General features: G+C 41.7%; 12 protein-coding genes. 1 reads left to right on the forward strand and 11 read right to left on the reverse strand.

Translation table 11 applies throughout. From position 1 onward, the window contains the following. Window positions 1–2: 2 nt before the first annotated feature. The 10 genes from J8Z24_RS08195 to ggt form a co-directional block, all read right to left on the reverse strand. A complete protein-coding gene (locus tag J8Z24_RS08195; protein WP_176031729.1) occupies window positions 3–908 on the reverse strand; it encodes an AAA family ATPase in 906 nt (301 codons plus the stop codon). Then, complete coding sequence (locus J8Z24_RS08200) at window positions 905–1,288, reverse strand: response regulator (protein WP_125254144.1); 384 nt, start codon at window positions 1,286–1,288, stop codon at window positions 905–907. Before J8Z24_RS08200 ends, J8Z24_RS08195 begins: the two co-directional genes overlap by 4 nt. A 191-nt stretch (window positions 1,289–1,479) precedes the next feature. Continuing rightward, window positions 1,480–2,754: a S41 family peptidase gene (locus J8Z24_RS08205; RefSeq protein ID WP_252095589.1), complete on the reverse strand. Its 1,275-nt coding sequence runs from the start codon at window positions 2,752–2,754 to the stop codon at window positions 1,480–1,482. Between the two features lie 43 nt (window positions 2,755–2,797). Further along, window positions 2,798–3,370 (reverse strand): tRNA-(ms[2]io[6]A)-hydroxylase, encoded by a 573-nt coding sequence (locus tag J8Z24_RS08210; protein WP_176031731.1) that lies wholly within the window; start codon window positions 3,368–3,370, stop codon window positions 2,798–2,800. Window positions 3,371–3,406: 36 nt separating this feature from the next. After that, window positions 3,407–4,048, reverse strand: a complete 642-nt coding sequence (locus J8Z24_RS08215; RefSeq protein ID WP_252095590.1) for a sulfotransferase — start codon at window positions 4,046–4,048, stop codon at window positions 3,407–3,409. An 8-nt stretch (window positions 4,049–4,056) separates the two neighbouring features. Next, complete coding sequence (locus J8Z24_RS08220) at window positions 4,057–4,431, reverse strand: MAPEG family protein (RefSeq protein WP_125254148.1); 375 nt, start codon at window positions 4,429–4,431, stop codon at window positions 4,057–4,059. A gap of 56 nt (window positions 4,432–4,487) precedes the next feature. Continuing rightward, on the reverse strand, window positions 4,488–5,132 hold the full coding sequence (locus J8Z24_RS08225; RefSeq protein WP_225740719.1) for an SIMPL domain-containing protein: 645 nt from the start codon (window positions 5,130–5,132) through the stop codon (window positions 4,488–4,490). A 119-nt stretch (window positions 5,133–5,251) separates the two neighbouring features. Next, complete coding sequence (locus J8Z24_RS08230; RefSeq protein ID WP_176031733.1) at window positions 5,252–6,067, reverse strand: ABC transporter substrate-binding protein; 816 nt, start codon at window positions 6,065–6,067, stop codon at window positions 5,252–5,254. A 141-nt stretch (window positions 6,068–6,208) separates the two neighbouring features. Next, window positions 6,209–7,903: an NAD-dependent malic enzyme gene (locus tag J8Z24_RS08235; protein WP_147389497.1), complete on the reverse strand. Its 1,695-nt coding sequence runs from the start codon at window positions 7,901–7,903 to the stop codon at window positions 6,209–6,211. A 173-nt stretch (window positions 7,904–8,076) separates the two neighbouring features. Then, window positions 8,077–9,837 (reverse strand): gamma-glutamyltransferase, encoded by a 1,761-nt coding sequence (gene ggt / locus J8Z24_RS08240; RefSeq protein WP_147389498.1) that lies wholly within the window; start codon window positions 9,835–9,837, stop codon window positions 8,077–8,079. Between the two features lie 82 nt (window positions 9,838–9,919). Between ggt and rrtA the strand changes: the two genes are divergently transcribed. Continuing rightward, the gene (gene rrtA / locus J8Z24_RS08245; protein WP_147389499.1) at window positions 9,920–10,504 is read left to right on the forward strand and encodes a rhombosortase; all 585 of its coding nucleotides are present in this window, start codon (window positions 9,920–9,922) and stop codon (window positions 10,502–10,504) included. A gap of 185 nt (window positions 10,505–10,689) precedes the next feature. On the opposite strand, the gene J8Z24_RS08250 is transcribed toward rrtA, so the two are convergent. Then, window positions 10,690–13,173, reverse strand: a complete 2,484-nt coding sequence (locus J8Z24_RS08250; protein WP_176031734.1) for a S9 family peptidase — start codon at window positions 13,171–13,173, stop codon at window positions 10,690–10,692. Window positions 13,174–13,372: the final 199 nt, after the last annotated feature.

Raw genomic sequence — 13,372 nt, forward strand, 5'->3', positions numbered from 1 at the left:
ATTTAATGTACCGGTACGTTATCAAATATTTGCAATTTGAGCTGGGCTTCATTTGTGCTCGTTACACCCAAACGATGTGCGCAAACAGAGGTAAAAACAGCTTGTACATCATCTGGGATGACAAAGTCTCGACCATTGATAAATGCGTATGCACGGCTTGCTGAAGCCAGTGCAATACTGGCGCGTGGCGATAGTGGATCGCTAAACATGCCTGAGTTTCTCGTATACGTGATCAAACGCAAAATATAGCTAACTACCGCGTCACTTAAAGTAATAAGAGGGATTTTTTGCTGAAATTTCAGTAGGGCGTCACTATCTATTACTTGCTGAGTCTTGACTGAGGCGCGAGGTATGCCAGCTTGGTGAATTAGCTGTACTTCAGCGGCCTCTGATGGGTAACCAAGACTAATCCTCATAAAAAACCTATCCAACTGAGACTCTGGTAATGGGTAAGTTCCAGATTGGTGTTGTGGATTTTGTGTTGCAATTACAAAAAATGGGCTAGGGAGCTTGTGACTCTCACCATCTATGGTCACTTGATGTTCTTCCATTGACTCCAATAACGCACTTTGCGTTTTTGGGCTTGCTCTATTTATCTCGTCCGCGAGTAAAACCTGTGTGAAAACAGGGCCTGGGTGGAATTCAAAAGATTGTTGTTCGCGGTTGAAAATAGAAGTCCCGGTAATGTCTGATGGCAGAAGATCGCTCGTAAATTGGACTCGCCGATAACTTAACCCAAGTACATCTGCCAGTGAATGCGATAAAGTTGTTTTACCCATACCCGGTAAATCCTCGATGAGTAAATGGCCTCGACAGAGCAAGCTACAAATCGCCAGTTTAATTTGCTCAGGTTTTTCCAAAATCACAGCAGAAAGAGAGTCTAAAACATCATTAATGACCTGGTTCATGTTACCAGCTCTAAACGTTTCATTACAGAGTCGACTTTGTGTGCATTGAAGGGTTTTGCAATAAAACCTTTAGCTCCTAACTCCCAAGTGTTTTGAACATTTTCCATACTGTTATGGCCGGAGCACATGATGACATGAGCTGTTGGAAAGTTTTCATTGATGTAAGCTAGAATTTCAGTTCCATCAGTATCTGGAAGCTCAATATCTAGAAAGACTACGTTGGGCTGTTTATGCTTTAGTAGCGGTTTTGCTGAATCGAAGTTTTCACAGCCGTAGACTTCTTCAAAGCCTAAATTTTCTAAAATTTGAGTAAGAAAATCTCGGATTTCAACAGCATCATCAATAATCAAAATGGGTTCTAGCGGTCTTACAAATTCCATATGTCGATACTTCAAATTACAAATTCAATCACATACTATAAAATGCTTATCCATAGCTCAACAGTTATTGTTGTAAACTTTATAGAAATGTCCGATACCGTCTAGTATTGGACATATTGCAGTAACGATAGTGCGTATAATGCAATCCACACATAACAACCCATAATTTATATTATGTTAAATAAGGTGTTTTATACTGCCAGCTGGATTCCTACTTCTCTTTTGCCATCTATGTGTTGCTTTAAAAGAAATACCGCACGCTCTAATGTCACATCATTACCATTTTCGTCCATATCACCTGGCATTATCACTGTCGGTTCGAAATCTTCACGGTAACGACCATCTACGTGATATAAACGTTCAAACCCCAGTTCAATCCAAGCATCGCTTTTGTCGAGTGATAATCGTTTTATGCCGCCCAGTAAATCAGCCATTGGAGTGCCAACCACAGCAATTGCACCAAGCGCGTCTAAACCGATTGTCATTCCTTCGCCTATGCTACCTGTCCATCTCCCAGCCAACGCAATAAATGGTATTTGAATACTTGGCTGCGCTGGTTGAGTGTTTGCTGTCTCAACTTGCGCGCGCTGGTAATGAATAGTCGGAGTTTGTATACGGTACTTTTGATATGCTGCAGCTGTGGTGGAAAAATGACCTAATATAGGCTCTGCAACACCCGTATTTCCACCACTTGGCGTATTGCGTAAGTCTATAATATACCCTTGAACTTGACCAAGTGCTTGCAATGCAGCTTTAAAGTCTGCAACGGTATGACTATTTCCCATGGCATTGTTAAAGCGAATGTAACCAAGTTCTTCAATTTTTTTGTATAAAACAGTATCTCCTTTAGAAAGCGCATTAATGGCGTCATAACTTGCAGGAAGTAGCATCTCAGATGTTCCCTGTTTCGTTATTAGCTTAAACCTTCTAGGTTGATAGCGCTTGCCGCCAAGCGCGATATTCAAAGCGTAATTTTTCTGAGCATCTGTTAGCCTGCTAAGCTCGACCTGCATTACATCTTCAATAGCACTCACTATTGATTGGCCATTCACTGTTGAAATTTTATTTCCTGGTCTTATGCCTTCAATGTCGGCTGCGCTGTCTCGTTTTACGTCCAAGACCACCGCTATATTTTCTTCAAACACGGCAAAAATATCTGCGCCAGTTGGATAAACAATATAGTCATCTTCATTTAGTGGGCCTAAATTGAGGTGTGGGTCGGTGAAGTGGCGTAAATAAGACTGGCTCAAATCGATAAAATCTTGCTTGTTGTAGACACCGTTTAACTTTTTTCTAAACGCTTGCTCAACAGCTTGATGATTTTCTGCATCCTCAAGATAAGCATAATGTGTTGCTAGTACCGTGTTTAGTTGTTTCCACGCGCCATTGACATCAAACGTCTTTGCTAAAGCGGCATTTGTGCTAAACAGCGCAAAGCCAAAACACCAAGCATGTACCGTTCTCATGTAGTGTTATCCTTGTCGTTATTTTTAGTTCCTAAGATAAAGCTTAGTGAAGTGCCGAGGTAAAAGGGATGGACTTACAAATCTCCGCTTCTGCAATTAAAATTTCTTCGAGCCGCTGGTCGATAATATGCTTGTCGAAATATTCATATCCAAGCTCTACAAATAGGTTTTTATGTTTCTCTTCTGACTTGGCAATGGCTACGTAAAACTCTTTCTCTTTGCCTTTAGGTAGTGCTTCAGCAACCAGTGAAAATCGTTCATGTCCCCTCGCCTCTATCACTGCGCCTATTAATAGCCTGTCAATCAGGTATTCATCACTCCCTTGACGAAATAATGCACGCATCTGTTTTATATAGGGATCTTTTTGGTCATTACCTAACAATGTGCCACGTTCTGTGAGTATTTTTAATACTTGCTTAAAATGTATCATTTCTTCTATGGCAAGATCAGCCATCGCTTTCACTAACTTTATTCTATCTGGATAATGTCCAAGCATTGCCATTGCCATGCCTGCTGCTTTCTTTTCCGCCGCAGCGTGATCTTGTAGAAAAGTATCGAAATCAGCTAAGACTGCATCAGTCCAGCTAAATGGAGTGTGATATTTTAGTTCAAACATAACTTCTTTTTAATTTTAAACCTTTAATTACTATTTTTAGATAACGTTATTGTATAGTGTTGCGTCTTTATCTGACTTTCCATTTCTTGTGGAGTCAATCTTATTTGAGTGTTGGAACCACTTCCATGCTGTGACTTTACCGTTAATGTTAACATGCGGGATCCGGATGTTTTGTCCAGGACAATCCATAAACTGTGCTAGTTTAGTCGTTATATCCGCATCAGTTAGCACCACCTCGATGTTTTCTATCTGGTTTGAAGCAACAAAATGACGAACTTTTCTTGTATGCTGGTTATAACATGTTAGCCAGTAATCATCATCTTCAAAGTGTTGCTCAAAATTTGGAAAGGTAGCTAGGTAACAACGTTTGATAGTGTCGTTAAACCCTCCTTGCTGAGAGAGTAAATTTGCACGCATTGATGACATTAACCGTCGAATTGAAGGCAGCCATTGCTCAAATTCTCGCGTTAAATGGATAATCTTAGAGCTTGGATACAAGGTATACAGCTTTTCAAAGTCTGCGAACACTGGCGTATCTGCTAAAAAGTTAGCGTCTTTTATAGCCTGTTTTGTATAGGCTGTGTGAGCTGTTTTATATCCTAAATTGAGGGCTGTAATACATAAGCTCGTGGTGCCAGTTCTAGGAAGTCCAGTGACGAGTATTTTCTGTGTGGCCATTATATTAACTAAATAAAATATAGGTATAAATTGGACAGAGATAAGGTAAGGATAACGCCATAGGTAGTGGCCATTGACACTTTGCGTATAGAGAAGTTATTGCGCTGTAGCGCGATAAAATGAGCAACTCGAGAAAAGACAAATGCCGCACCTAAAATGTGAACAAATAAAGCGCTAATATCTTGTAGTTCGAGCAGTAACATCATAATCAGCACAAACGGCGTATACTCAATGAAATTAGCATGAATTCGAATGGCACTACGCAATGTATCAATATCACCATCACCGAGTGAGATCTTATGTTTGTGCCTCAATGAAATGATATTAAAACTCAATTTAATATATAAAAGCGCCAACAGTGCCGCATATAATCCTGTAATCATAAAAAACCCTCCGATTGGAGGGATAGTTTATAACTTTACGGTATTGGCCGCTAGCTCTACTTGAGTAGATAAACGGCATAAACTTCAGCGTTTAGTGTTATTGAGCCTGTGTTATATGCGTCTTTATACGATCCTCGATCAGCTTCCATCGCCATAGCTGCTGTGCGAACATATGGTTGGATGGGTGTTTGCATAGGTTGGAACGACACAGAGTAAAGCTTGTCTAACTCGACTTCAAACTCGCCTGCTAATTCTTTGGCTGCTTTTTTGGCGTCTTTTATCGCCGCTTTTTTAAGGCTTTGCAGGTATTTACCTTCATTTTCTACACTAAACTCAGTGTTATTAAACTGATTAATACCACTATCTACAAACTCTTGTAAAAGCTTTGGGTATTTCGCAATGTCTTTGAGTTTTACTGTCAAACTGCGGCTGACCCGAAACCCATCAAACTCTTCTTCATTGGTTTGACGGTTATAACGCGTTTGCCTGTAAATGTTTAATTGATCTGCGTGAATATCACTTTCCTGAATGTTGAAATCTTTTGCTATTTCGATAGCTTTTGCCATGACTTTGTCCACATTTTCCTTGGCAGTTGGCAATGACTTGTGATTTTCAGTTATTGCCACGCGAACGGTAGCAACGTCAGGCTGTACTTGTATAAAAGAAGTTCCCTTCACATACAGGTGAGGTGAATCAGGCAAGCTGCTTGCCTTTGTAATGCTACTAAAGATCAAAATTAAGGGGAATAAAAGTAAGCGCTTCATATACACGTCTCGTAATGGTTTGGTCAGTAAAGTTTATTAGACCATAACTGTGTTAATCATTGCTGAACGCTAAACGCATTTTCCAGTGACTGGATTATATAAGGTTCCTCTAATTCAAAGAAAAGTCCTTTGTGAGCATCAATTATTTTTGCTTGCATTCTTGGCTCGGATAGAGCCTGTTGAAACAAACGAATTGCTGCTTTACCCTCGTCGCTTCTTGCGCATGCTATGTACCCAAAAATAGTGAAGTCGGCTTCTGTAATTGCATGAAAGCTATACTGATTGAGCGAATGTGCTGACGGGTGCTCAGCTATAAACACTGAACTGTATTCAATTATGCCATCCAACTTCCCTTGGCTTAGCATCGCTCTTAAGCGATAAGCGCTTTGGTTTCCCTCTGCGAACCAAAACGTGTCTTTGTGTTGTGATATTAAGTTATCTATTTTGTTACCGTACGAGCGGCCATCGGAAACCCCTATGCGCAGGCCTCTGTCTATAACAGTTGCCAGTGAGACAATGTCAGGTATCTCTTTTTGATTTCGCAGTATAAGTCGGTTGGCAGGAAATGACATCAGTGGTAAGTCTGTAAAAACCGCAACTTGCTCTCGCTCTGCTGTTTTTACTTTATTATAGAGGCAAGCGTTGGGGTTTTGGCTCAGCTCTCTCCACTCCCTTGCTCGACTGGCTGCAATAAATGACATTGTCATTGCATTACCCAAGCTTCTTTCCAATTTGATTAAGAGTTGAGTCGCTAAATCGTTTGGTGCGGTTTGCCTGTCGGGGTCGTAATCGGACACCACTTCTATTTTCAAATCAGCGGAGTACACAAATATACTGAAAATAGCTGCAAACAAGGCGACCAAATAGCGCATGCCATTCCCCTTTCAATAAACAACATGCAGTGATGCATATGCTCCTTGACCGAGTAACTGCATTTAAACGCTTAAGTGCTCCTAGCACCGTTGATTATAGAAGTATGGCGCAACTTTAACCATTGCGCCAAAATAAAGCGTTTAAATACTGCAACGCTTGTAGTTTCTGTATTCAGGCGTCCAATAGTTTTTCTCTAATGCTGCCCAAATGGCATCATCATCCATTTCAAGTGCGACGCCCTCTTCCATCGCCTTTTTCGCAACAGCGAATGCGATACGTTTACTCAACGGTTCAATTTCAGTGAGCGCAGGTAAAAGGCTTCCCTTGCCAGTGTTTGCACGTGGCGATGACTCAGCGAGCATTTCACTTGAAACCATCAGCATGCTGTCTGTAATGCGTGTAGCTTTAGCTGCTAACACACCAAGGCCAATACCTGGGAAGATATAGCTGTTGTTACACTGAGGGATAATAATAGTTTCGTCACCGTGTACCACAGGCTCAAAAGGGCTGCCAGTCGCAACGATAGCTTGGCCATCAGTCCACTCAATCACATCTTTTGGATGCGCTTCGACTTGCCTTGACGGATTACTCAATGGGAAGATAATCGGCTGTGCGCAGCCACTGTGCATAGCTCTGATCACTTGCTCAGTAAACAGACCTGCTTGACCCGATACGCCAATCAAGATGTCTGGTTTTGCACAGTGCATAACGTCTAGCAAAGAGGCAAACTCTCCGCTGTACGTCCAGTCATCTAAATTAGCTTTTTGCTGCACAAGGGCTTGTTGGAAGTCTCTTAACCCTTCCATTCCTTCTGTTAATAACCCAAAACGGTCAACCATGAATACTTGGCTTCTCGCTTGCTCATCTGTTATCCCTTCAGAGATCATTTGACTGATAATCTGTTCAGCAATTCCACACCCTGCCGAACCGGCACCAACGAAGACAACTTTTTGTTCAGAAAGCTTAGCGCCTTTCACGCGACAAGCCGCAAGTAGAGAACCCACGGTTACTGCTGCTGTTCCTTGAATGTCATCATTGAAACTACAGATTTCATCGCGGTAACGTTTTAGTAAAGGCATCGCATTAGGCTGAGCAAAATCTTCAAATTGTAGCAATACATTTGGCCAACGACGCTTTACTGCTTTGATAAATAAGTCAAGAAACTCATCATACTCATCTTGGCTAATACGTGGGTGTCTTGCACCCATGTACATCGGGTCGTTGAGTAGTTTTTCGTTATTTGTACCCACATCTAACATTACCGGTAGTGTATAAGCTGGGCTGATCCCACCACACACTGTGTAAAGCGCTAATTTACCAATCGGGATCCCCATACCACCGATACCTTGGTCGCCCAAGCCTAGAATACGTTCACCGTCAGTAACTACAATGACTTTTACTTTACCTTTCGTTGCGTTTCGTAAAATATCGTCAATCTGATGGCGCTCTTCATAAGAGATAAATAAGCCGCGAGAACTTCGGTAGATGTCAGAGAATTTTTCACACGCGTCACCTACTGTAGGCGTGTAAATAATAGGCATCATTTCCTCTAAATGATCACGTACTAGACGGTAGTACAACGTTTCATTGTTATCTTGAATGGCGCGCAGATAAATATGCTTATTAAGGTTATCACTGAAGCTTGAGTACTGCTGGTAGCAACGCTCAACTTGTTCTTCAATGGTTTCATAGCGAGGAGGAAGAAGACCTGCTAAGTTAAAATTTTCCCGCTCACGTTGAGAAAAAGCACTGCCTTTATTTAGTAGTGGCGTTTCTAAAAGTGTAGGTCCTGAATATGGAATGTAGAGATAATTTGGATCGGTTTGTTTAGTCATATTTACAAGCTTGACACGAATTTTTTAGTCTAAGGGTTTATTATTGTCGAAAAGGATTAAATTACAATGAATTTAGTGCTCATCAGACCAATATTAACGCGCTCCAGAGCGCATCGATGAATCGTTTTCTGGAACGCGAAATTATAGCTTAAAAGCACCTATATAACTATGGCTTATTCACTACTTTCACCAAGCGCGATGCCTTCTCTTCTTGGATCGGCACCACCTACTAAATGACCACCTTTAATCTCGATGGCATGCAGCCCTGAGTTTAAGTCACGGATCTGTACCTCGTGTCCCTTTTTTTCAAAAAATTGCACGTGACCTACAAGCTCGGTGCCTTTTTCAAGGGTGGTATATTTATTGCGGTTGGTAATTTTAGGCAAATCAATTGCAGCTTGAGGAGATAAACCCCAATCTAATACACCTACTAAGGTTTGTGCAACGTAGTTGATGATACGGCTTCCGCCAGGAGAACCAACAACGAGTTTTAGTGAGCCATCCTTATTAAACACCATGACCGGTGCCATGGAGCTTCTTGGACGTTTATGGGCTTCAACACGGTTTGCTACCCATTTATCTCCCGATTTAGGAGAGAGTGCAAAGTCCGTTAGTTGATTGTTAAGCAAATAGCCATTGACCATAACAGTTGAGCCAAATGCCATTTCAATCGAGCTAGTCATGGAAATTGCGTTACCGTCAGCATCGACTATTGATACATGGCTTGTAGAAGGTAACTCATAGCTATCATTCATAGCATAAGCCAGCTTCCCAGCAGTTGGATCGCCTACTGGAAAATCATGGTTATCCATCTCACTAATAAGTTTGCTTCTACCTTGTAAATATTGCTCATTGAGTAATTCGTTTGTAGGTACTTTAACAAAGTCAGGATCTGCTACATAAAAGTCCCGATCCGCAAACGCTAGCCTTGAAGCTTGAGTAAACAGGTGAAGCGCTTCAGGGGCATTGGCTTTGTATTTTCCTAATTCGAATGGTTCTAGCAACTTCATCATTTGTAATACAGCAATACCACCGCTACTTGGTGGTGCCATAGAGCACACTTTATAAACTCTATAGCTGGTACAAATTGCCGACCTTGTCTTGCTTTCGTAGTTTGCTAAATCACTTAACGCTAGTGTGCCAGGTGCAATCTCAGACTTTTGTACCGCTTCAATTAGCTGAGTAGCATTTTGCCCTTCATAAAAAGCTTGAATGCCTTGTGTTGCCAGTTTGAAATATAGATTAGCCAAAGGTTGGTTCTTGAGTAAGGTGCCAGTTTTTAGCGCTTCACCATTAGGGTAGAAATATTCTTTCGCAGGGCTTAGCTTTGTCAAACCTGGATTTAGCCTCTTCTCAAGTAACATATTTAATCGTGGTGATACGATAAAACCATCGCGGGCAAGCTCAATTGCCGGTTTAAAAAGCGTTTGCCAGGGTAGCTTTCCGTACTTGTCATGAGCAGACTTAAAAGCATGTAAGATCCCGGGAACACCGACTGAGCGCCCTCCAACAACGGCTTCTATCCATCTAACAGCGTTTCCTGAGTCGTCAAGGAATAGTTCAGGGCTTGCGCCTTTTGGCGCTGTTTCTCTACCATCAAAAGTAATTAATTCTTTGCTCTTCTTATCATAGTGCAAGATAAAAGCACCGCCGCCTATCCCCGAGGATTGCGGCTCTACTAAAGTTAACACCAGTTGCGTGGCTATCATGGCATCGACGGCACTACCGCCTTTTGACAACATCAGTTGTCCAGCTTTACTAGCATATGGATTTGCGGCTACCACCATATACTTTTCAGCAATGCGAGCTTCTTTTGACTGAAAGCCTGTCGCTGCTTCTGGCTCTCTAATTTCGGTTGTTTTTTCTTCAGCTAAGGTGTTTGTTGAAAAGCTGAATGCGGCTATCACGCTGAGTGATGCAAGTGTATGTTTCATAATACCCACTTTGCTAGCTACTAATATTTGGCATCATAAAAGCAATTAGGCACAATATGCAAAAAGAATAATGCGAAATTGTATGTTTGAGCTTCCGACCAACAAAGAATATGTCATAGCACCACTGTCTCTGGCGATTTTATCAACAGTATTAATGCTATTCAATCTTGGTTATTACCTAGATTTTGACCGAACAGCGATTGCCAATGGCGAGGTTTGGCGTTTATTAACAGGGCAATTTACCCACAGCAACTGGTATCATTTGTTACTCAACATATTGGGTATTGTGTTTATATGGTTATTACATGCTGAGTACACAACAATCAAAAAGTATTGGGTCAACGTCGGCCTTTTAGGCGCGTTTACGGGACTTATGATCTGGTTGTTTGCACCAAACATAGTTGTATATACAGGGTTGAGTGGCTTGCTACATGGTTTAATTGTCTGGGGGGCGCTTGAAGATATAAAGCGTAAGCTAACCACTGGATACCTGTTGTTGATTGGTGTTTGGGCAAAGGTTTTATGGGAGCAATATGCTGGCGCAAGTGCTGATGTTGCTATGCTTATAGATTCGAGAGTCGCCATTGAAGCGCATCTATTTGGTGCTATTGGAGGCGTACTGTTAGCCATTATTTATTTATTCTACAAAACAAAAAAGCCAGCTTAAGCTGGCTTTTTATTTGCGAGATATTGTACTAATTTAACTTGATACTTGCTCGAGTTGAAGACGCAAATATGCCGAGAACCGCATTAAATGTTTTTCATTTAGCATAGCTAGATAGCCATCTAACCATATGATTCTCGGCAAAGTTTTCTTGCCTCAATATAACGCTCTTCGTTGAGCAATTGGTATTATAAGTTTTCCTTAAACAGCTTGTATATACGACGGTATTCATCCAACCAACTTGATGGCTGTCTGAAACCATGTGGTTCCACCGGATAAATTGCGGTTTCAAAGTCTTCCTTTTCTAACTCAATCAAACGTTGTACAAGACGCACGACATCTTGGAAAAACACATTATCATCGACCATAGGTGCGTTGATGAGAAGTTTGTTTTTCAACCCTTCAGCATGGTAGATAGGTGAGCTGCGCTCGTATGCTATTGGGTCAACATCCGGTCGGTTAAGAATATTTGACGTGTAAGGGTCATTGTAATAAGCCCAATCGGTTACCGGACGCAGTGCAGCACCTGCTTGGAACAGGTCAGGCTGAGTGAATAACGCCATAAAGGTCATAAAGCCGCCATATGAGCCGCCGTAAGTTCCCACTGCGCCACGGTCAACGTTTGCATTATCAACCATCCACTCTACACCATCTGCCAAATCTTCAATTTCTGGTTTACCCATATGGCGATAGATAGCAGTTCTCCAATCACGTCCGTAGCCTTTCGAGCCACGATAGTCCATATCCATGACAACATAGCCTTCACTAGCTAGGAGTGAGTGGAACATAAACTCTCTAAAGTAGTTGGACCAACCCATATGCGAGTTTTGCAAGTAGCCCGCACCATGGTTGAAGATAACCGCTTTACGATTTTTACCGGTTTCACCTTCTTGATAGTCGGCAGGGTAATATACTTTTGCATAGACAGGCTCACCTTGATGACTAGAAGGTACAGCCACAATTTTTGGTGCGATTAACTTTTTATTTAAAAATGTGTCTGAAACAGTGTTTGTTAATCGAGATACTGAGGCTTTTGGTGCTGCATCTGCAACGTAAAGCTCAGGTGGCATCATGATTTTAGAGTGTGTAAGTAAAAGCTGTTGTTCATTTGGACTTAGCTGATAATCCGTAAGGCCATCTAAATCTGTGATTTGCTCGTCTTGCCCTGTCTCTAAGTTTACACGATAGATTTCATACAAGCCCGGATGCTCTTTATTCGCCTTATAGTAGATAAACTTGTTATCTGAAGTTAAGGTCGGCTCTGAGACTACAAACTTACCAGCAGTCACTGCCTTTGCTTTGCTATTAAGTGGTTTCAGATATAGTTGGCTGTAACCTGACTGTTCAGAAAGGTAATACAGTGTATTTTGATCATTTAGCCAGCCAAAATCATTGTAGGTATAATTGATCCACGCATTGTCATGAAGACGGTGCTGTGAGATGAATTGCTGCTTATCGAAATCCACCGTGGCGATCCAGCGATCTTTATTATCCCATGCGCCTAACATGACAGCTACCTGTGAGCCATCACTGTTCCACCGGATAGCAGATTGATTCCAACCCCAAGTATCTATCAGGTTAATGTCACGAGGTACCTTTTTGCTGTTATAGGTTCCGCCGTTAGCCTCAGCATTTTCACGTTTAACCTCGGCTAATACGTCCTCATCAAAACCAGGTAATGTGTCGTAACTTAGTGTTACTTGCTCAGCACGGTTTAAATCAATGAAAATGACTTCCGAACTCATTGGCTCTGTATCAGCCACTCGACGGCGTGCTTTAACCGGATCGATATCGCCATTTTGACTCACGTAATTAGGCATAATGTCGGTATCTGCACGACTAGGTTTGTTATCGGTTATGACAGCAATAAGCTTATCTCCTGTCGGAGCTAAGCTTACAGACACTAATGCCTTGCCTTTGCCTAAGTAGAATTGGTTGCCTTGAATACTGGCATTATTGGTGTCAATCTCTTGCGCGCGAGCTTCACGGTCTTTACTATTTTTATGCGTTAGTGCCACAAATTGAATAAGCTTGTGCTGTTGCTCAGCAATATAGCCACTGGGCTCTTTCACCCCTTGTGGTTTATCGGCCAAATGTAACTTAACTAGCTCTTTGGTTAGGCCAGTTTTTAAATCCACGGCAAATAACGCATTACCAGCGCGGTAAGCTAAACGATTGTCTGTTAAAAACTGCGGTGCATATTCATAAGCTGATGAGTGAGTAACTTGTGTTAAATCGCCTGACTCTATGTTTTTTACGAATATGTTTCCTTTGAACTCATACGATTGCAATGTTCTATCCGAATTGTAAATCGCATTTTGGGCACCAACCGCGTGTAATTCAGCAAGTGACACCTTTGTACTTTTTTGTTTATTGCTAACTGCAAAAAGATCCCTTAACTCGTTTCCTGCTTGCTTGCGTTTGTAATAAATCGTGTCGCTATCAGCACCCCAGAATGCACTTTCAGGCTGACGTCCTAGCCAGTCAGGATGTGCCATTGCTTGTTTTAAAGTGATCTGCTCACTGCCAAAATCAACAGGAGTCGTTACAACAGGCGAAACGGAATTATTTGTTGCAACATCCTTGGTTTGCTGGCTTACTTCGGTCGTTTGGCAACCTGAAAGAAAAAGGCTTGAGGCTACAGCCACTGAGATAAGAGAGAGTTTTAACATGTGCTTTCTTATAAGTGATTAAATTTGCCTAATTTAAGCAGAAAGCCAGCGGAATATCGAATAATTTAAGATTAAAGACCACATGGGTGGGACAAAAAAAGGCCAGCATGGGATGCTGGCCAAATACTCTCTGCGCTCACATAGTCGTTGATGGACAACGAGTATGAAGTGAGGCCTATCCACGCCTCATTAAAGTAGA

The sequence above is a fragment of the Pseudoalteromonas sp. SCSIO 43201 genome (assembly GCF_023716725.1).
Taxonomy (GTDB): Bacteria; Pseudomonadota; Gammaproteobacteria; order Enterobacterales; family Alteromonadaceae; genus Pseudoalteromonas; species Pseudoalteromonas peptidolytica.